Raw genomic sequence first — 19,137 nt, 5'->3', positions numbered from 1 at the left:
CTATATTCAGCATGCGTTATTTTTTTTCTCTAAGTCTTTTTTGTTTTGTTAATCTTTTTATTATATCTTGCGATTTAATTGCTTCCATATTTTGGATTCCTAAAAGAATTTTCCTTGCTTGTTGTCGAACTCGAGTATCAGGGTCTTGTAAAAACTTCAAGAAGGTAGGAACAGCAAGAATACCTGTTGAAGAAAGAAATTTTATTGCTTGAATACGATCTTTAACAGATTCACTAACAGTAAGTTGTAACCCTTCTTCAACCTCTTCAAAAAATTTCTTATACTCTTGAACATTTTTCCAAGAATGTTGGGCCTCTTCTCGAACGTCTTTATCTGGGTCTTGAAGTAGTTTTTGTATTGTATCTGTATAATCTAGTGCTTTCTCTTCCAAATCATATAAAGCGCGCGCCGCCATTTGACGCATATTTGGATTTTTATGTTCTGCTAATTGTAAAATCTCTTTTATGGCACCTATTTCGGCTAAAGCCATTGCCGCACCTCGGCGTAAACGCCAATAATCTGTTGACAATATTTTTATTAAATCTGGTGCAGTTTTACTTGCTAAGGTACCTAAATTTCCCAAAGCAAAAGCAGCAGCTAACTGCACTTCTTCATTTTCATCAAAAAGGCATTTGGTGATAGCAGGAATAATAATATCAGGATTAACTTTGCCAATTTCGCCAAGTCTATCTAAAGCTCTCCTTCGAGTTTTCCAATCAAAGCTTTTTATTTCTTTCATTAATCGAGGAAACGCGGTTGTAATATAGTTAATATCTAGCTGTTGTAAAGCCCTTTTCGTTCTACGACGTACAGACCAACGACTTATTCTTTCAATCTGAATTTTTGGAATATTCTTATCAACAAAAGGTCCTTTCGCTTCCTCTAAATTTAGTAAAATGTCGCACGCAGCCTCTTTTATTTCGAAATTCGAATCTTTGCACAATTTAACTAAGATCCCTAATGTTGAAATTCTCATATCTTTTAGCGTTAACGATTTTAAATATTTCAAGGTGGCTTTGCGTTTCAATGAATCTTTACTTGATGCTGAATTAGCAATAGCTTTTATGATTTCTTTCTCTCCAGAATATTTTTCAATATTTTCCCAGGCTAGTAAAGCAGCATTCTTAACTTTTTCTTCTTTATCCTCTAAAAGTTCTTTCACTGCCTCAGTAAAGGGCAGAACTTCATCTTCCATATAGTATAGAATTCTTGCTGTTGTTGCGCGCACTTCTATATTTTCACTAAGAATAAGTTGCGGAATAATTTTTTGCACGCCGATAACTGCTAGAGCATAAGCCGCTGATCGTTTTGGCCCCCATTCTTTGTCTCCTAGGTTTTTTACTAAGAAAGGGATCGCATCGTACGCATGTTTATTTAAAAAACTTAAACCCCAAGCAGCTTCTTCTCGTATTTCTTTGTTGGGGTCTTTTAAAAATTTTATTAAAAGAGGAATAACAATATTATGATTGTCATCAAAGTCTTTTAAACGAATAACAGCGCGCAATTTTTCATTTATATCTTCATTACTTAATTGTTGCTGAACATCAGAAAAATTAGGCAAATTTTTAGCTCTTGGATAAATTTCTTCAATTGCTTTATATAATTCCTTTCTCATACGTAAACTTGCAACAGTTTCAGTTTGAGCAATTACTTGCAAAGTTATTATAAAAAATAGGCATAATAGTTTTTTCATTTTTTTTCCTTAAAATATTTTCCCTTTGGAAAGTAATTCTAAAAGTTTTATTTGCTCTTTAATAAGCTTTTTGTCCTCTGCATATTTCACAAGGCTTTGCAGCTTTTTTGCTAGAGTTAAAGCATCTTTGATAAAAATAGTTGAATCAGAATGTTCAGAGACAAAACTATTGTAGTCAACCTGATCAATCATGTTTAATTCAGTAAACTTAGAAAAATCGCTTAAGACTTTGATTGCATGTGAAAATTTTTTTTCTTGTACATATACCTGGGCTAGATAAAAGGAAGCTATCGCTAGGATTTGGCTATCTTCATTTTCGCGAATCAAAGTTTTGAGTAGTGGTTTGGCCTTCTGCCATTTTTTCTGTTGCTGATATAAAACCAACTGATCAATAATATCGATATTTGGCTCCAAATCAGAAGGTTGCACAACGTATATTGTATCGCTATTAACCTTTCCATAAGCAATGGTCAACAAAACGCCAAATACAAAAGCTAAAAAAATCGCTGCTATGAGCGGTAACATATTTCTTTTTGAATGAGAAACGGCTACACACTTGACTAGCTGCCCTGTTATATCGGGTGCAGGAAAAGGATAAGAACATTTTTGATATTCTTCGTCTATATCCTGGAAATCATTATACATTTTTGTACACAATGAACATTGTTCCAAGTGCTTATTAAGATCAGGAAAATCTTGAATATTTAACTCATTATCCAAAAGTAAGGAAAGTTGTTGTTGGTATAATTCGCAACTCATTGAGAAGCCTCCTGTTCCTCGGAGGAACTTTTTAATTTTCTTTGAAGCGTTTGCCTTGCTCTAAAAATAAGACTACCAACAGCTGACACTGGACATTCTAATTCTGAAGCAATGCTTTCATAACAAGCTTTACCATGAATTTTCATTAGAAATGCTAATCTTTGCCTTGTTGGAAGTTGATCAAGGGCCTCTTGTAATTTAGGAGAAATATTTTCTTCTTTTGTTGGCGGCACATTTGCATGAGTATATTCTTCTAAACGTACTGTTTTCATTTTTTTTTCCCGTCGCAATCGATTTAAACACTCATTGGTTGCAATTTTTGCAAGATACGAACGAAATTTACCTTGAGCCTGGTATTGAGAACTATTTCTATACAGTTTTATAAATACTTCTTGGGTAGTGTCTTCAGCATCTTCTCGTACTCGTAAAAACTGATAACAAATGTTTACAACAAACATTTGATGTCTTAGAACAAGCATAGAAAAGGCTTCTTGATCTCCGCTACGTGCACGCTTAATTAACCATTCATCCATATCTATCCTTTTGTAAGTAACAAATTATTAATGTCTTACTATCTATAACACCAAGTTTTTTAAAATTTTGCGCAAAAAATTAAAATTGTGCACAAAAGTCGCAGTAATCAAATGAAAGAATGTTGATTAAAGATATTGAGGTAGTCCATATCATGTAGTGATGTTTTCTAAAAACTTCTTTTTTGATACAATTTAAAACAAAAAAGTAGTTATCAGAAAAGGAGATATGAATGAAATGTCCGAAATGTGGCTCGAAGAAGTCTATAAAAAATGGAAGCGTGTACGGAAAAGCAAAGCAGAAATGTAAAGAATGTGGACAATACATAATAAATCGAACAAAGAAAACGATTTCAAAAGAAGAATGGAACTTGGTGGATAAACTGCTATTAGAAAAAAGTCCGATTGCAGGAATATCCAGAGTTACAGGAATATCGGAGTTTTGGTTACAAAAATATGTGAACAAAAAATACGCGACAGCATCACCTAGGGTAGAAGTAAAAAAAGCAATAAAAGCAATAAGATTTGGTTAGCTATAGATACCAACACTAAAGAAATTGTCGGAGCTCACATTGCAAAACGTGATAAAGAAGGAGCGCAAGGTCTTTGGAATTCTTTACCAGCGGTATACAGGCAATGCGCTTTATCTTATACTGATTTTTGGGATTCTTATTCTGAGGTTTTTCCTTCTAAACGTCACAAAGCTGTTGGCAAACATACTGGTAAAACAGCTTACATTGAACGTTTTAACAATACCCTTCGGCAAAGAGTTTCTCGACTCGTCCGTAAAGCTCTTTCTTTTTCCAAAAAAATCGAAAACCATATTGACGCTCTTTGGTTATTCATTCACCATTATAATTCTTTACTACAGAACCAGGTACTGCTGACGAATTAATGCTATAAAAGAATATAAAGCCTTTGGAAGTTTTGTCGCTCTGTGATTTAGAATAGAAGGATCTTAATCATAATTCTAATTCTTAATCTTAATCTGGAGCGTTGAAATGGAAGCATATTTTGACCACGAGAAACTGAAAGTATACCAACAAGCAATAGAATTCATAAAATGGTGCAATCCTATACTAAAAAAGTTACCAAGAAAATTGGCTGCGCTCTATCAGTTGGATAGAGCATCAACCTCGATTGTTTTAAATATTGCAGAAGGAAACGGAAAATATACACCTAAAGATCGCTACTTTGATATTGCTAGAGGATCTGCGCTTGAAAGTGCTGGCGCTTTAGATATAATAATTACCAAAGAATACTACCCTAAAGAGCAAATTAATTTGGGAAAAAATGTGCTGCGGTCAATTGTCTCAATGCTGGTTCTTTTGATCAAAAGAACTTCCAAAGGCCGCGCCCCTTAAAGGATTAGGATTAAGAATTAAGAATTAAGATTTCTTGAACCTACAGATTACTCACTTATACTCCATTTCTTTTCATGTCTGTTCTGTTAAGTGGCCTGACAAAAGTAGTTACCCATTGAATGCAGGGATTTTATTTTCTAGCGCGGCGAGACGAAGGCGCGCAGCTATAGCTGCGTAACTAAGGAGCAACAAAGCTAGGAAATAAAAGAGCAAAATGCCAATGGGTAATTACTTTTGGCGGGTCACTTAGTACCAGCTTACTTCTTCTTGTATTTCTTTTCGCTTTTGCCTTGGACATTTCTATATCTCCCTCAATATACTCTTTGGAAGATACACTTTATCTTAATAACAGCAATTCATCAACAACACCTAATCACTACATGATATGGACTACCGTCGTACAAGTCACTTACACAAAGTCTCGCATCTTGGCGCAAGTGCATTTCTGCACTTTTATCAATCTAAATAGCATAACGAGCCATAAGTTGCATCAAAAAAAATACAAAAAACCAGCATATTGTTAGCTGTGCATTTTCCTTAGCAGAGCATTTTATTATTTTTTTTGTCAGTACCGCAAATACTATTATAGACAATAAGGCAACAAGAAACTGCATCGGGTTTCTAATTAACTCGATTTTATCTATAAAAGTAACTAGGCTCTTAGAAACTAGCGGTACACATGTTAAAACGACCGACATAAATAATAGGTTTTTCCATTGCAATCGATGTTGCATAATACGCAAGGCTAAAGACATACTACAGAAATATATAGCAAAAAATAATACAATATCTATGATGTTCATAGTTTGGTTTCCTTGGTAAAATTAGTTGACAAATAAAAAATTCCAGTCTAAACTGTGAGAAATTTGGACACTCTAGTTAATTTAGGGTGTAACAAAAAATATAGCCACATTCTTCAACAAAAATTAGGGTGTGTCACCCCCTACTTTAAAGGACAACAAATATGACTCCTGAACAGCTTAGTGAAAATATAAAAGCTTCGATCCCCGATGCTGAAATTCGTGTGAATGACTATACTGGAGGTGGTGATCATTTTGAAGTTATTGTTATGAGCAATAGTTTTGAAGGAATTAGTCGAGTAAAAAGACACCAAATGGTATACAAGTCTTTGGGAGATGCGATGGATGGAGCAATACATGCCTTGGCTTTAAAAACTCTGACTATTGCTGAATTTCAAAAATTAGCTAATCATGAGTAGAGACATTCAACGCGAAATAAAAAAAATAATTGATGAAAGCAAGGTTGTTCTTTTTATGAAAGGAACACCTTCTTCGCCAATGTGTCGTTTGAGCGCTAATATTGTTATGATGTTGAAAGAACATGGTCTTCACGACTTTAAAAACATTGATATTCTCAATGATTTTGCTATACGCGAAGGTGTTAAAGTATTTAGTGATTGGCCTTCTCTTCCTCAACTATATGTAAATGGCGAATTTATAGGTGGAAGTGAGGAAGTTCAAGAATTGTACGACAGTGGTATTCTTGGCAATAAACTTGAATAAATCTCATTTACTTAAGGCGGAAAGTCAAAACTTGGAACGATCCAATATTTGTGATTCGTAATCGTTTTATTGAAAACCAATCAATTAGGGCGTATTATAAACGCCCTAACCAAAATTTAATTTTTCTTATTAGAACAAACTTCAGCAAATATTTCTTTTTCGCGAAGAATATTTGACTGTATAGCTGATTTCAAGATGTTTTGGATAGAATGTCCATCATTAAAAAGCTTTAACCACTGCTGTGACATACTACCTTGGTCAAGCATACGCGGAATTTTATCTATACAACATCCGAAATTATGCTTTTTGGCTATGTCTTTTGTTTGTGAATATATATCCTCAATCCAGCTCTTCATGGTAACTGTTTGCCCAGTTTCCCAATTCATAACTTGTGCTTCTAAGCTTTTTTCAGCTGCTTTTTCGTCATTATCATCGGCAATAATCCGCAACTCTTCATTGCTAAAATCTTTTGTAAGTGGGTCAATAGTTTCATCATTCATTATCTGAATAACACGTGCCTCTAAAAGAGCTGTAAGAGTTACTATTTCCATTGGATCAGAAACCAAATCGCATATACGCAGTTCAAGTCTATTAAGTTCGTAAGGACGTTTATTGCCATTCGGCCTTACACTACTCCATAAATGCCTAACATTTTGCATATTTTTTAAACGAATCTGTTCTTCCATCCAGTCGATATAATGCCGATGGTTAGAAAATAGTGGCACTATTTTTGGAGTTTTAGGAAATCTTTTCCATCTTGTTGAGTGATAACCCGTTACTTCATTATCCATAAAAGGTGACGAAGCACTCATGGCTAAATACATACAACCTTCCATGCGTATAACACGGCAAACACGCATCAATACTTCTGGATCACCAATTCCTAGGTTGATGTGTATACTTGCCGTAACAACATTTGTTCCGTAAGTTTGTTCTATAAAATCATGGTATGGATTATCAGGGTAAGAACGATCAAAGTGTTTTGTATCTCCCAATGACAAAGCACTACCAGGAATAATAGTATAGTTACGACTTTTGAGATATTCTCTTAGCATCACCCGCGGCTGTATAAGCTTACAAAGAGACTCTTTGTAATCGCGCGTTGGTGAAGTGATATATTCTACATTTCGGGTATCAGGTTCTCTTTCAAATCCTTCAAGATCTCTACTAATTTTGTCAGACAACCCAATGATTTCCGCTTCGTATGTACCAGTGTACATTTCTACTTCAAAACCTTTGTTCAACAATATTAAATTCCTTAATCCCGGATTTATTAAAATATAGTTTTGCAAATATATTATTTAAGAAGCTTTGACATATTCATTGATAAAATAACGGTGAAATGCACAACCTGTATCTAACTCAGGATGAAAAGTAGTTACGAGTATATTATTTTTTTTAATAGCAACAATCTCTTGTTGTTGATTTTGTTCAACGCACAATAACTTTTCACAAGCACCTATAGATACAATACGAGGTGCTCTAATAAAAATCAAGCTTACATCGCTATTATCAATAAAAGGCAATGTCGTTTGATATTGAAAGCTGTCTAGTTGACCTCCGTAAGAATTACGCTCTATTTCTATATCGAGTATTCCTAGAGAAGTTGTATTTTTTTTCCCGTCAATGCTACGAGAAAGAAGTATGGCTCCCGCACAAGTTCCCCATACTGGTAAACCTTGCTGTATTTTTTTTGCTAAAGGTTCCATAAGCTTAAACGCATTTAACATTTTGTGGATACAAGTACTTTCACCGCCAGGAAGAATAATAGCATCAATACCATTTAAATCTTGTGGGTAGCGCACCTCTTGTGTAGTAGCTCCTGCAGCGCGTAATTTTTTATCGTGCTCAATTACACTACCTTGGAAGGCCAAAACACCTATATTTTTCATTACCAGCCTCGCTTCGCCAATTTTTTTTCCTCTGGTATCTGCGATATCTCTAAGCCAGCCATCGCATTTCCTAAGTCTCTAGAAACTTCAGCTAAGAGCTGCGCATTTTTATAATCGCTAGTCGCTTTGACAATAGCAGCACCGGTTTTACTTGGATTTTCAGATTTAAAAATACCCGAACCGACAAATACACCTTCAGCACCTAACTGCATCATTAAAGCTGCATCAGCTGGTGTCGCTATTCCTCCTGCAGAAAAATTTACGACAGGTAACTTTCCATCTTTAGCTACTTGGCATACTAATTCATAAGGTGCTCCGTTTTCTTTTGCCCACACAATAAGTTCTTCATGGTCCATACGTGAAATAGTTCTAACACCATCTTTAATAGTACGCATGTGCCTAACAGCCTCAACAACATTTCCCGTACCAGCTTCTCCCTTAGTTCTTATCATTGCTGCACCTTCTGCAATACGGCGTAATGCTTCTGCTAAGTTAGTTGCGCCACAAACAAAAGGAATAGAAAAATTCTTTTTGTTTATATGGTGCTTTTCATCTGCTGGAGTTAAAACCTCTGATTCATCAATATAATCTATTTTTAGCGCCTCTAGTATCTGCGCTTCAACAAAGTGGCCTATACGTGCTTTGGCCATTACGGGGATAGAGACGGCTTCTTTGATTTCGATAATCAAGGAAGGATCTGACATTCTTGCTACACCACCATCCTTACGTATATCTGAGGGAACTCTCTCTAGGGCCATTACTGCCACAGCACCTGCATCTTCTGCAATTTTGGCTTGTTCAGCATTTACAACATCCATAATAACGCCGCCTTTAAGCATTTGCGCCAAATTTTTATTTAATTGCTCTCTATTTTCCATTGTATTTCCTATCTCTAAAGAATTGTTTTTTTAACTCAAATATAGGTATATTTGGAGTGACAAAACGATTGAGTTTTGTTATTTGGATAGTTTCTACTTGGGGAAAACCCCAAGTAAATGACCCGTAGAGTTTAGGATGAGGGCTACATCCTAAATTGTTTTTTTAAACTAAAGCTTGCTGAATAGCATCGTAATTAGGTTCTTCTCCTGGGCTTTCCAGTACTTCGCAATATTTTAATTTTCCTTCAGCATCAACAACAAACGCAGCTCTTTTTGATACGCCATGAAAATCAAATTTTTCAGGGACAAAACTTGCAAAAAGGCTTCCGTATAATGCAGAAACTTTTTTGTTAAAGTCACTCAAAAGAGGAAAAGAAAACTTATGTTTCTCAACCCAAAGCTTTTGAGAAAATGGACTATCGACACTAATTGCCAATACTTGAGCATTTAACTCTTCATATTTCCCCATGTTATCGCGAGCATAACAGAGCTCTTTTTCGCAAACACCAGTATTAACAAAAGGAAAGAACAATAGTACAACATTTTTTCCTTTAAAAGAACTTAAAGCTACATCCTGTAGATCATGACTTTTTAAAGTGAAATCAGGCGCAAGATCTCCAACCTTTAAAGTATTTTGTTCAGACATTGTTTATCCTTAATATAAATGATTAGGGCGGTCAAGATGCCTTTTATTTTTTCATATCAAAACGGTTTAAATATTTTTGGCCTTATTTCCGCTGTATAGATTAGAAACGCACAGTTGCCTAATGATATCATAGTAATATTTGATGTCAAGCAAATTTATCACCGGTGAAATACGCTGTTTTTTATATATATTATACGCTTGCGCCTTAGAGAGCAGTTTGTTTTTTCGGCAAACTAAGTATATTGATTCGTAAATTTTCGCGCATTATAATGTAGATAATTTTGAATGTTCAACTAGGTACTTTGATGGTACTGTACGAAAAAATACAAGTTAGGTATGTAAACAATTTTGAATCAGTGTACCGAAGATAATTTCCTTCTTTTTGATTGTGGGCACTCTCGTTTCAATGCAAAAAATTTTTATGCAACCATTTGTCAAAAAGAAGTGTATATAGCAGTAGTGGTCACGATTAAAGTAAGTGTCAGACTGTAAATTGTATTTTGAAATGAGAACACATGTCACTAGATATTGCGTATATAAAACTAGCAGTGGAGGGCAACGAACAAGCCTGGCAAAAAATCATTGATCATTATGATAAAAAAATATTCGCTTTACTGCAACGTTTTACTCAAGATCGTTGGGAAATAGAGGATATATCTCAAGAAGTGTGGATACGTTTGTATAAGAAAATATCACTTTACGATTTTAATTATCCTTTTTATTCGTGGATATTAAAGGTAACAACTAATGTTGCTATTAACTACAAACGAAAACGCCGTTGGTGGGAACATCTAGCTATTGATATACCTGGAAAATCTACAATGAGTAATTGTGAGCTACAGGATGAAATACGCAAGCCGCTGTCGTTGTTAAATTCTACTGCGCGTATTATATTTTTACTATACCACTATGAATCATATTCAACAAAAGAAATTTCATCGATATTGGAGATACCAGTTGGTACTGTGAAAAGTAGCTTAAGTCGTAGTTCTAAGCAATTGCAAATTTTTTTTGATAGGAGAACACATTGAATTGTCAACAGGCTGAATATCTTTGGCAGAATTATCTCAATGGAGAATTATCTAAGGAACAACAAATAGAAATCCGGCAGCATCTATTTTCATGTGATTGCCTAAAAAATATAGACTTTGCATTTTGGTTGTATGAGTTATGTCAAAAAGACGCGATAGTCACTAAATCTAAAAGCAAAATCTACTGGTACGCAGCGGCAAGTTTATTATTCGCATGTCTTGGATTTTTCATGCTTACCAGTAGTAAGCAACCTCAAAATTCAATTAAAATAATTCACATTGAGTCACATACAACATATATATCAGAAAATAATCATCAAGTTGTACATTATTATTACGATTTAGGAGAATATAATGATTAAATTATTTAGCGCTATTTGTTTACTTAGCTTTTCTATTTGTTATGCTCAAGATCTTCATGCTGTAGAAGTTCGTCACTTTGACATTAAAAAGTTTTTGTCAAAAGCAGGTAATATTCGTTTAGATGACAATGGTTCTATTTCAAAAATGGAAAGAGTGGTAGAAGAATTATTATTTAAAGCTATTCGCGTACATTTACAAGCCAATAATTTAGAGAAACAACTGCACAGCATTGAAATCATAAAATCAGACATTGTTTGTGTAGCAACATTACAAGTAAACAATAAAATAGAAACTTTCCTAAACCAAATGAAGGTAAATCGTTCTTTTTCAGTTCAAATTCAAATGGTACGCGCTATACCATTAGATAAAATAGAGTGGCTTTTGAAAAAAAAAGAAGATTGGCAATACCCCAATGTTCATATATTAGTAGATTCTGTCACACCCAAGCAAGCCAAAAACGAAATCGAAATACACAAGGAAAACCACTATAAAGTAATGTCTTCGCCTACAATTTCAATCAATGATCTTTTTATTAACAAATTAGAAATGGCTAGTAAACAGAAGCTTCATTATATCAGTGGTTATCAATATGCAAAGGTTGCTGGTGAAGAAAAAATGATAACAATTCCACAGTTAAAAAAACTAGAGAGAAAATTTGATCTTTACTTGCTTCCTATACCAAAAAAAAATAAAGAACATCATCTACATTTACATTTAACTGCCGCTGATTACCTAAAACCAATAAAAAAAATTAAAACGCAGCGCGGCCCTATTCATAGTCCACAATTGTACAAGAGCAAACAAATGTTAATATTAGCTTTTAAAACTCCAACGACTATCCGTATTGTTGTTGGACCTAATCAAAAGCAAGAAGTAAATATTTTATACATAAATATTGATTTAAGTAAGAATAAACCCACTGGTTTGTTAAGTGGACGTGTAATTGCAAAGGTGGAAAGAAAAATTACGTGGAATGAAGAACAAGTAGATCTTCCGCAAATGGGAACTCAGTATATCCTAGAAACAGGAAAAAGTACCCATATTAATAAAAAAAGTTTTGTGTCATTATATAGGAAGAATAACGATAAAAAAATAGCCGATGGGGTCATTACCGAAATTAAAGACCAAGTATGTATTGCCGAGTTTACAAATCAAATAACAATCCCATTATCAGAAGTCTATTTCTCTATACATGCAAAAAAGTAGATTGTTTTCACTTACAAAATGATACAGCTCCTGGCTCTTAGTTATTGATTGGCGAGCTAGGAGCCAAAACATTATTCAGACTTTTGAGACTGTTCATCATCCATACGTGCAATTTCTAAAAGTAGGTATGCAACATCTTCATCCATACTGAGTTCTGTAGGTTTTATATCAGCAATAAATTCAAATTTTCCATAATCCCATCTTGCAATACAAAAAAAAGCATCTTCCCCTTTTAACTCATTTACCTCACTATGGACAATATAACCATCTTGAAAATGTATATATCCCTTATCATCACGCCCTTCAATTTTAATATAACCCGTTTTCCTTTCGCCAGCGATCATTTGCAAAACGGTTCCGATATCTAAAACTCCAAGGTCACCTTTCAATGATTTTCGTAAGCGCTCAACAACTTCACTTTTATTTTTCATGATCGTTGTTTCAGCACCTTTTAATTCTGGCGGAGTTTCTTTGGAACCGACTAACTCAGTTACTTCGTAATAACAAATACTATGTTCAGCTATTAAAATAACATCTTTGTCCTTTAAAGAGTATTCCTTACAAGACATTCCGTTAACATAAACACCATTTTGACTTTGTAAATCGTAAATAACATAAGCCTTTTTTTCTGGTACCCACTTGACAATAGCATGCTTTCGTGAGACCTCTGAGTCCGATAATCGTAGTTCATTTCCTTCACTACGCCCAATAGAAAAATCTCTTTTTTTGCTTAGTCTTGATCGCGGAAAAGGAAAACATTCTAAGTAGCTTCCAGGTAAAATACGTTTTGAAATTTTATTTTCATTTTGGCCAATGACTATTTGATCGATTAAGCCTTTGCTACGTCGTGGAATTTTTTTTATTTTTTTTGTTTTGCCGTACATATAAATTCTCTTTATCTTCGCTAAACCTTTTGGCTGGCACCACATCGAACAACTAGAAAACAGAGAAACACCTTACGAATCATAACAAAAATAACGGTGTTGTGCTAGATGTAAATATGATGTTGCAGTGGGGTAACTCTTTACATAAATAATTTTGATAGTTTTTATCAAATAGGTTATCGCACAAGTATACATTGCGAAGACAAGGTAGAGCTTTCAATTCAAAAGGAAGGGTTGTGAGCTTATTGTTTGACAAATTTAACTGCCGCAAATTTTTTAGTTCTAAGATTTGAGAAGGGATAGAACGAATTTGATTGTTAGAAATATCCAAACTTTCTAGGCGAAAATATCGAAGAAGTGTATTGGGAAATTTTTTCAAATAATTATGCGAAATATTTAGATGTTTTAATGGTAGATTTTTGTAAAGAGGGAACGCAGCTAGTTTATTCAACGAAACATCCAACTCTTCTAAATTACGAAGTTCCTTAATAGTTTCAGGCATCTGCTTGATATTATTTCCACTTAAATTAAGGCTTATTAAAGAAGAGAGTTTGTTCATTGGTCCAAGAATAAAATCATTACTATTCAAATTTATAGTTCTCAATTTAGAATTTATGCGCTCGCAATTTTGCGGCGAGTACAAGATCAAATGTGTCAGAAACGATAACGAAAAAACATGATCTTGTACATCATTTTTAATAATTTGAACCATCACTTTATTAGAAAAACCGCAACTAGAAAAACCACACATTTCTAAATTTCCAAAGCAAACGGAACTGCGAAAACTACAGTTTTCGAAATGCGAATTTTTAATATTGTAAACGACGTTCTCATCTAAATAAAACGTGCAACCACTATACACCGTGTCACTTTCAATATTCTTCAATATTTTTTTTATTACATTGTGCATAAACACGCCTTAGCAATTTTTGTTACAATACACAGAAATACCTAGTAACATTACCATAGGAGGAACTCCTTGAGCTAAGACACCCGTAATCATAGTTGGAGAAGAATACAGCAGAACAAGAGCTGCCCCTAACATACAAGAACCGATATAAGCTAAAAGAGTAAAACCAATTGTTTGATTTTTCTTCATTACAAGAAGAGCAGCGATTATTCCCAAGGCAAAAAACAAATTGTAAAAACCTTGATTAAAAGCTAGTAACTTGGTAGCACTTATCGTTTCAGCACTTTGTCCAAAGATCTTTTGTACCTTAGGGTTAGTCCATAGTAAGCTTTCTAGGCAAAAAAACAAGATGTGTATCACAGATGCGAGTAAAGCGGATATTTTAATTATAGTTTTCATAAATTTTCACTCATTTGAAAATGTTTTAATTAGGGCCTGTCATCATTCAATACAGATAAAAATATAACGGATTCATTTAATGATACGCCAGTAGTATTGAGCCCGAGCCCGTTTGCGAGCCCGCGCCCGAAAACTTTTTGAGCGACAGAAAGTGATTTATTGGTTCAATACTAGTTTTTTGCGATGGAAAAAGAAACTTTGCTTCTTTGATAAATTGTTAGTGAAAGTTTCAGAAACGGGCTCGGGCTCGAAAAAACACACAATATTTTGAATGATGACACGCCCTAAAAGTATAAGAAATTAGGATATTTCAAAAAGTGGCAGAGAAAGATTACGACGAATAGCAATGATACGCAATATCAAAGTAACTGTCATCGCAATAATTATGCTAATATTCGTGCTCGCAAAATTTTCTACAATCAGATAAGAAATGCTTCCTACAAATGACGCTGTTGCATATATTTCTTTTCTTAGTACAAATGGAATTTCATTGGTCATTACATCGCGAAGTAGTCCACCAAAAGTTCCAGTCATAACTCCCATAATAATAGCAATAACAGGAGAAACACTTGCTGCTATAGCGACCTGTGTTCCAATTACTGTAAAGAGCGCTAAACCAAAAGCATCTGCGTATACTAATACTATATTGTTAATAGTGCAACGTTTTCTCAAAAAAATAGTGAGACACGCACCACTAACAGCAACAAGAATATAATTATGGTCTTGAACCCACGCAACAGGAGTATTTCCAAGAATTAAGTCTCGTAGAGTGCCTCCACCGAGTGCTGTAGCAACAGAAATCACCGCAACGCCAAAAAAATCTAAAGATTTTTTTCCAGCACTAAGGGCACCACTAACAGCAAAAACAAAGATTCCAAATAAGTCAAAAATATAAATCATAGTTTTTATCCTATTTTTTTTAAATTTTTTTTCAAAACATGTGATCTGTTTACACTTTACATATAGAGTTCGCATTTACGCCTTATGTAAGCCATATCAAAATAGCAAAAATTTTAGCTGGTGAAAAAATGAAACTATATAAAAATTGCTCTGAACTAACGGTAAAACTAATAGAATATATCAAAGAAAATCCACATACGGTAGATCATATGAATGAATTTTTACACCGTTATCAGGATGTGGTTTTTAATTTTATTCGCTTAAGTGTTGGTAATTATCACGATAGTTTAGAACTTACCAATAAAGTTCTTCTTACATTATCTGTAAAAGTAAAAGAAATTCAACACCCTCAGGCTTTCAACTATTTAGCTATTAAAATAATCAAAGGGGAAATTGGCAACTTTTGGCGCACCCAAAAATCGAAAAAGCGAGCTATCGTTCAAAATAAAAGCGAGCACGAAGTATTTGCTGAACAAGTCTTTGTAAATGATCAAAGAGCTTCTGAAGTATTCGAAAGTTTATTAATTCGCGAAATTATAGAGGAGATGCCTGATCCTTATATAAAAGATATATTTTTGTTAAAGTATCGCGATAATCAGAATGCTTCGTGTATAGCTAAAGATTTAGGGATTAGCCGCTATCAAGTCAATAAATCTCTTCAGATTTTACACAATGAGCTAAAGAAATGCATAGGAGAACAATCGTGACAAATGAGTTTGACCGTAAATTAAAAAATTGTGCCAAGCTTTGCTACGGAGAAAAGGGAATAGGAAAAATGCCGAGATACAAACTGAAAAACAATGAAATTAGTAATTCCATACTAGAAAAATTTCAACATGTATCGCAAAAATCTCCCACAAGACAAAAGGAGAATACAATGGAAATAGCGGGATATAATGTTATAAAAAAACTAGGACAAGGTGGCATGGGAGCAGTATATCAGGCGTTACAACTATCAATGGAACGCACAGTGGCGATTAAAGTTCTCTCAAAGCAGCGCCAAACAAAAGATTATGTAGCAAGATTTCAACGAGAAGCACATTCGGTCGCAAAATTAAACCACAAACATATTATTACCGGTATCGATGCTGGTACAAATGATGATTTTCATTATTTTGTAATGGAATATATCGCGGGAAAGAATGTTGCACAACTTATTGATAGTGATCCACTTCCGGTGAATAAAGCCTTAGAAATTGTAACCCAGGTCTCCGAAGCTTTAGAATACGCTGATCGTCAACATAATATTATACACCGCGATATAAAACCCGAAAATATAATGATTCGTACAGAAGATAGTCATGCTAAATTGTGTGATTTAGGGTTAGCTAGGTGTACCAACGCATCAACAATGACAGTGAGTGGCCGAATTATGGGCACTCCTCACTATATGTCGCCTGAACAATGCCGAGGAGAAAGTGGCATTGATAAACGCAGTGATATCTATAGTTTGGGGATTACACTATTTCACATGGTAACAGGCGAAAAACCTTTCGATGCTCCGCACGCTGCCGCTATTTGTCTTAAACATATTTCAACAAAATTGCCAAACCCCAAAAAATTTAATAAAAACTTGCCAGACAATCTATATCCTCTTATCCTCAAGATGTCAGCCAAAAGTAAAAGTGACCGTTTTCAAAATTATAGTGACTTAATTAAAGCTTTAAAAAATATAAACACCCTTACTGTCCGCCCAACAAATAAAATTGTAAATACAAAAACACCTGTAACAAAATTGACACGTACTTCTCGCATGCGTTCATCGAGGGTTTCTCCTCCTCCACAGAAATCCCACTGGAAACTATGGGCTAGTAGTGCTGCTGCCGTAATATTCTTCTTTATTTTACTAAACTCCGTAGGTGTCAGCCCGCAAGAAATTCAAAAACAGATATCGCAAAAAATAGATGTAAATAATCTTGAAAAAGCTTACGAATTATCGGAGATCCATAGTGATATTTCTCCACAAATTAAAGAAACAAAAAACTATCTTAGTAATTATTTGTCTCTGAAAGAAAAAAGCCAAGACGAAAAAAATGACAGTGCATTTACGCATTTGATTGACAATGGTATTGAAGGACCATCTTGGTATGTAAATAGAGTTACCAATTTAATAAAGCAAGTGCAACAGCGCAAACAACAAAAAATCTATGCGCAAAAAGCTGCCCAAAATCGTTTGCGTTTAGATCTAGAAAAAGATGTTGTCGATTCTATTAAAATCAGTGATATATATAAACTACAAGAAGCTTTACTAAAAATAAAGAATAACAATATTGCAACGAAGTGGGGAGAATCTTTTATAGACCAGGAAAACACTCTATGGGAAATGATGGTTGCACAGATTATCTATATTTCGCGCAACAATAAAAACAAAGAGCAAGTTATTTCTGTTTTACAGAATCTACTTGAACAAAATTTTTCTGAAACTGTAGATAGTATAGTAAAAAAAGAAATCACAAAATTAAGCTCAGAAAATATTCCTAGCGACGAATTTGATTGGCAAGAGGATATAAAACGTGTACAAACGCTCGTAACAAATAAAAACTATCAACAAGCAGGAAACCTTCTAAAAGATTTTAGTCAACAAAATCACAAAATCAAAAATCATGTTATTGCTTTTATAGAGAAAAAATTTGATCATAAAATGAACAAAGTGGCAAATATAAATATTAATGTAATGAACATCAAACCTACCATAGAACAGTTTTTAGATGCTGTGAGTTTTTATTCACATATAACAGAATTATTAAATTCGAAACACTCTATACACGATAAAACAATAGATGTGTTTCAAACTATCAACAATAGTATATACAACAAAATGCAGCGTATAGATAAACCTAAGATGATGATAAAAAGTATTGAACATGTTAGTTGTTTGTATACAAAAACTATTGACGAGTTACCAAACTCTCACCAACAAAATTGGAAAAAAATCATATCTAATAATTTATCTCAATATCTAGCTCTAAACTCAAATTTTGTAAAAGAATTGGATCGTTGTCAGTACTTACTACAAATGAACTATATAATCGATGAAGGTAAAGGTTTTATTGGTGACAAAGTGCAAAATCAACATCGCGAAATGGCGAAAACAACGTTCAATAATCTTACTCTACACATGTTGAAACTAATAGAGCAAGCAAAATACTGGCAAGTAAACCAAACATATGAATCTTTAAACAAATATAAATCTTTAGATGAATTAGAGTTTGCCGCTGTAGATGGAAAAATTATAGATACTATTGAAAGCGCTGCCAAAAAAGTATTAAAAGATCATGGCCCTGAGCAAACAAAAATATACTACGAGAGACTACAGGAACAATTTCCAGAAGATGAAGAAATAGCTATTGCTATTGAAGAACTTTGTCAAAATTTCGAAGAACAAGATAACCCACAACAAAAGGAGATAGTTGCTGGACAAGTCAAAAAATTCGAGGGAAATTGGTTAGAAATTAATTATCCATTTTATCGCCCCAAGAATAGAAAACCAGAGAACATGGAAAAAGATTGGTTCTTGTTCAGGTATGCTAAAAAATTCAAGCCTTTAAAACTAAAGATGTATTCTCCCAAATTTATTCTACTCAACAAAAAAGAAGTGGTACTATGGAAGTACCCACTAAAACCAAATTATTTTCACCTCAAAGCATATTTAGTTAACCCTGAAAATAATAAAATGAAAAGAGAGTTCAAGAACGTAGTTGCAAATGTACCAAACGACATGGGAAAAGCTTTTGGAGCTGTTCTTTTTTATAGACCTAACAAACCATATTATTTGTTTTTATTTAACATGCAAGATCGCCGTAATCGTTTGTATATTGTAAACAAAGGAAAGCAAAAACTAATCCATACGTCAGAGGACTCGTTCTCTACTCACCGCGAAAAATATGAGCTATGGTTACAATATCAAGCTGAGGATGGAAAACTTAATTTTTCCTGTGGAGGGGCCAACAGTTCATACATAATAGAGAATGAACACGTAGAACCGGAAGGTTTCGTAGGATTAGTGGCTTCTGATTGGTTGGCAACACCGTTTGTTGAAATTCAAAGTAATTTAAATATGGAAGAGTTTCCTGAAAACGATAATATAAATTTACAAAAAGCGAAGTAACTAAAAATTCCAACTTAGAGATAAAAGAAATGGCACGAACAGCTTTTGTAG

20 protein-coding genes and 1 pseudogene are annotated in these 19,137 nt (G+C 34.0%); 9 read left to right on the top strand and 12 right to left on the bottom strand.

The features are described from left to right. Positions 1 to 16 precede the first annotated feature (16 nt). The 3 genes from UABHE_RS02655 to UABHE_RS02645 are packed head-to-tail and all read right to left on the bottom strand — an operon-like array spanning position 17 to position 2,985. Positions 17 to 1,693 (bottom strand): HEAT repeat domain-containing protein, encoded by a 1,677-nt coding sequence (locus tag UABHE_RS02655; RefSeq protein ID WP_372368651.1) that lies wholly within the window; start codon positions 1,691 to 1,693, stop codon positions 17 to 19. Between the two features lie 9 nt (positions 1,694 to 1,702). After that, positions 1,703 to 2,452: a hypothetical protein gene (locus tag UABHE_RS02650; protein ID WP_372368650.1), complete on the bottom strand. Its 750-nt coding sequence runs from the start codon at positions 2,450 to 2,452 to the stop codon at positions 1,703 to 1,705. After that, complete coding sequence (locus UABHE_RS02645; RefSeq protein WP_372368649.1) at positions 2,449 to 2,985, bottom strand: RNA polymerase sigma factor; 537 nt, start codon at positions 2,983 to 2,985, stop codon at positions 2,449 to 2,451. The genes UABHE_RS02650 and UABHE_RS02645 overlap by 4 nt, the downstream gene beginning before the upstream one ends. 230 nt (positions 2,986 to 3,215) lie before the next feature. Here UABHE_RS02645 and UABHE_RS02640 point away from each other — a divergent pair. Further along, positions 3,216 to 3,877 (top strand): annotated as a pseudogene (locus UABHE_RS02640) (IS1 family transposase). Between the two features lie 106 nt (positions 3,878 to 3,983). Further along, on the top strand, positions 3,984 to 4,346 hold the full coding sequence (locus tag UABHE_RS02635; RefSeq protein WP_372368647.1) for a four helix bundle protein: 363 nt from the start codon (positions 3,984 to 3,986) through the stop codon (positions 4,344 to 4,346). 461 nt (positions 4,347 to 4,807) lie between these two features. Here the strand turns inward: UABHE_RS02635 and UABHE_RS02630 are convergent, their stop codons facing one another. Continuing rightward, the gene (locus tag UABHE_RS02630) at positions 4,808 to 5,149 is read right to left on the bottom strand and encodes a hypothetical protein (protein ID WP_372368646.1); all 342 of its coding nucleotides are present in this window, start codon (positions 5,147 to 5,149) and stop codon (positions 4,808 to 4,810) included. A gap of 161 nt (positions 5,150 to 5,310) precedes the next feature. On the opposite strand from UABHE_RS02630, the gene UABHE_RS02625 reads away from it, so the two are divergent. Together UABHE_RS02625 and UABHE_RS02620 are read left to right on the top strand one after the other, a co-directional pair. Continuing rightward, entirely contained in the window at positions 5,311 to 5,565 is a 255-nt protein-coding gene (locus UABHE_RS02625) for a BolA family protein (protein WP_372368645.1), read from the top strand. Continuing rightward, on the top strand, positions 5,558 to 5,869 hold the full coding sequence (locus tag UABHE_RS02620; protein WP_372368644.1) for a glutaredoxin family protein: 312 nt from the start codon (positions 5,558 to 5,560) through the stop codon (positions 5,867 to 5,869). The genes UABHE_RS02625 and UABHE_RS02620 overlap by 8 nt, the downstream gene beginning before the upstream one ends. 116 nt (positions 5,870 to 5,985) lie before the next feature. Here the strand turns inward: UABHE_RS02620 and gshA are convergent, their stop codons facing one another. From gshA to UABHE_RS02600, 4 genes are all read right to left on the bottom strand, one after another. Further along, positions 5,986 to 7,119, bottom strand: coding sequence for a glutamate--cysteine ligase (gshA, locus tag UABHE_RS02615; RefSeq protein ID WP_372371554.1), 1,134 nt, complete (start codon positions 7,117 to 7,119; stop codon positions 5,986 to 5,988). Positions 7,120 to 7,170: 51 nt separating this feature from the next. Next, a complete protein-coding gene (gene pdxT, locus UABHE_RS02610) occupies positions 7,171 to 7,761 on the bottom strand; it encodes a pyridoxal 5'-phosphate synthase glutaminase subunit PdxT (protein WP_372368643.1) in 591 nt (196 codons plus the stop codon). Further along, positions 7,761 to 8,639, bottom strand: a complete 879-nt coding sequence (gene pdxS / locus UABHE_RS02605; protein WP_372368642.1) for a pyridoxal 5'-phosphate synthase lyase subunit PdxS — start codon at positions 8,637 to 8,639, stop codon at positions 7,761 to 7,763. The genes pdxT and pdxS overlap by 1 nt, the downstream gene beginning before the upstream one ends. 163 nt (positions 8,640 to 8,802) lie before the next feature. Then, the gene (locus UABHE_RS02600; protein ID WP_372368641.1) at positions 8,803 to 9,285 is read right to left on the bottom strand and encodes a redoxin domain-containing protein; all 483 of its coding nucleotides are present in this window, start codon (positions 9,283 to 9,285) and stop codon (positions 8,803 to 8,805) included. Between the two features lie 515 nt (positions 9,286 to 9,800). On the opposite strand from UABHE_RS02600, the gene UABHE_RS02595 reads away from it, so the two are divergent. The 3 genes from UABHE_RS02595 to UABHE_RS02585 are packed head-to-tail and all read left to right on the top strand — an operon-like array spanning position 9,801 to position 11,885. Further along, on the top strand, positions 9,801 to 10,316 hold the full coding sequence (locus UABHE_RS02595; RefSeq protein ID WP_372368640.1) for an RNA polymerase sigma factor: 516 nt from the start codon (positions 9,801 to 9,803) through the stop codon (positions 10,314 to 10,316). Beyond that, the gene (locus UABHE_RS02590) at positions 10,313 to 10,678 is read left to right on the top strand and encodes an anti-sigma factor (protein ID WP_372368639.1); all 366 of its coding nucleotides are present in this window, start codon (positions 10,313 to 10,315) and stop codon (positions 10,676 to 10,678) included. Before UABHE_RS02595 ends, UABHE_RS02590 begins: the two co-directional genes overlap by 4 nt. Next, complete coding sequence (locus UABHE_RS02585) at positions 10,671 to 11,885, top strand: hypothetical protein (RefSeq protein ID WP_372368638.1); 1,215 nt, start codon at positions 10,671 to 10,673, stop codon at positions 11,883 to 11,885. Before UABHE_RS02590 ends, UABHE_RS02585 begins: the two co-directional genes overlap by 8 nt. 71 nt (positions 11,886 to 11,956) lie before the next feature. On the opposite strand, the gene UABHE_RS02580 is transcribed toward UABHE_RS02585, so the two are convergent. The 4 genes from UABHE_RS02580 to UABHE_RS02565 all read right to left on the bottom strand — a co-directional run bounded on the left by UABHE_RS02580 (position 11,957) and on the right by UABHE_RS02565 (position 14,978). Continuing rightward, entirely contained in the window at positions 11,957 to 12,769 is an 813-nt protein-coding gene (locus UABHE_RS02580) for a DUF4388 domain-containing protein (protein WP_372368637.1), read from the bottom strand. 79 nt (positions 12,770 to 12,848) lie between these two features. Continuing rightward, a complete protein-coding gene (locus UABHE_RS02575) occupies positions 12,849 to 13,679 on the bottom strand; it encodes a leucine-rich repeat domain-containing protein (RefSeq protein ID WP_372368636.1) in 831 nt (276 codons plus the stop codon). A gap of 9 nt (positions 13,680 to 13,688) precedes the next feature. Then, positions 13,689 to 14,078 carry a DUF1304 domain-containing protein gene (locus UABHE_RS02570; protein WP_372368635.1) on the bottom strand — a complete coding sequence of 130 codons (390 nt, stop codon included), beginning with the start codon at positions 14,076 to 14,078 and terminating at the stop codon, positions 13,689 to 13,691. A gap of 300 nt (positions 14,079 to 14,378) precedes the next feature. Further along, entirely contained in the window at positions 14,379 to 14,978 is a 600-nt protein-coding gene (locus tag UABHE_RS02565; RefSeq protein ID WP_372368634.1) for a trimeric intracellular cation channel family protein, read from the bottom strand. Between the two features lie 128 nt (positions 14,979 to 15,106). On the opposite strand from UABHE_RS02565, the gene UABHE_RS02560 reads away from it, so the two are divergent. Then, the gene (locus UABHE_RS02560; protein ID WP_372368633.1) at positions 15,107 to 15,685 is read left to right on the top strand and encodes a sigma-70 family RNA polymerase sigma factor; all 579 of its coding nucleotides are present in this window, start codon (positions 15,107 to 15,109) and stop codon (positions 15,683 to 15,685) included. Beyond that, entirely contained in the window at positions 15,682 to 19,086 is a 3,405-nt protein-coding gene (locus UABHE_RS02555; protein ID WP_372368632.1) for a serine/threonine-protein kinase, read from the top strand. Before UABHE_RS02560 ends, UABHE_RS02555 begins: the two co-directional genes overlap by 4 nt. Positions 19,087 to 19,137 lie beyond the last annotated feature (51 nt).

The organism is Candidatus Uabimicrobium helgolandensis (genome assembly GCF_041508025.1).
In the GTDB taxonomy this organism is placed as follows: domain Bacteria; phylum Planctomycetota; class Uabimicrobiia; order Uabimicrobiales; family Uabimicrobiaceae; genus Uabimicrobium; species Uabimicrobium helgolandensis.
Note: the sequence above shows the minus strand (reverse complement) of the source record. Positions and strands in the feature narration are given on the sequence as shown.

Coding starts and splice junctions, on each gene's coding strand:
- UABHE_RS02655 (WP_372368651.1), bottom strand. CDS start 1,693: ATGAAAAAACTATTATGCCTATTTTTTATAATAACTTTGCAAGTAATT.
- UABHE_RS02650 (WP_372368650.1), bottom strand. CDS start 2,452: ATGAGTTGCGAATTATACCAACAACAACTTTCCTTACTTTTGGATAAT.
- UABHE_RS02645 (WP_372368649.1), bottom strand. CDS start 2,985: ATGGATGAATGGTTAATTAAGCGTGCACGTAGCGGAGATCAAGAAGCC.
- UABHE_RS02635 (WP_372368647.1), top strand. CDS start 3,984: ATGGAAGCATATTTTGACCACGAGAAACTGAAAGTATACCAACAAGCA.
- UABHE_RS02630 (WP_372368646.1), bottom strand. CDS start 5,149: ATGAACATCATAGATATTGTATTATTTTTTGCTATATATTTCTGTAGT.
- UABHE_RS02625 (WP_372368645.1), top strand. CDS start 5,311: ATGACTCCTGAACAGCTTAGTGAAAATATAAAAGCTTCGATCCCCGAT.
- UABHE_RS02620 (WP_372368644.1), top strand. CDS start 5,558: ATGAGTAGAGACATTCAACGCGAAATAAAAAAAATAATTGATGAAAGC.
- pdxT (WP_372368643.1), bottom strand. CDS start 7,761: ATGAAAAATATAGGTGTTTTGGCCTTCCAAGGTAGTGTAATTGAGCAC.
- pdxS (WP_372368642.1), bottom strand. CDS start 8,639: ATGGAAAATAGAGAGCAATTAAATAAAAATTTGGCGCAAATGCTTAAA.
- UABHE_RS02600 (WP_372368641.1), bottom strand. CDS start 9,285: ATGTCTGAACAAAATACTTTAAAGGTTGGAGATCTTGCGCCTGATTTC.
- UABHE_RS02595 (WP_372368640.1), top strand. CDS start 9,801: ATGTCACTAGATATTGCGTATATAAAACTAGCAGTGGAGGGCAACGAA.
- UABHE_RS02585 (WP_372368638.1), top strand. CDS start 10,671: ATGATTAAATTATTTAGCGCTATTTGTTTACTTAGCTTTTCTATTTGT.
- UABHE_RS02580 (WP_372368637.1), bottom strand. CDS start 12,769: ATGTACGGCAAAACAAAAAAAATAAAAAAAATTCCACGACGTAGCAAA.
- UABHE_RS02575 (WP_372368636.1), bottom strand. CDS start 13,679: ATGCACAATGTAATAAAAAAAATATTGAAGAATATTGAAAGTGACACG.
- UABHE_RS02570 (WP_372368635.1), bottom strand. CDS start 14,078: ATGAAAACTATAATTAAAATATCCGCTTTACTCGCATCTGTGATACAC.
- UABHE_RS02565 (WP_372368634.1), bottom strand. CDS start 14,978: ATGATTTATATTTTTGACTTATTTGGAATCTTTGTTTTTGCTGTTAGT.
- UABHE_RS02560 (WP_372368633.1), top strand. CDS start 15,107: ATGAAACTATATAAAAATTGCTCTGAACTAACGGTAAAACTAATAGAA.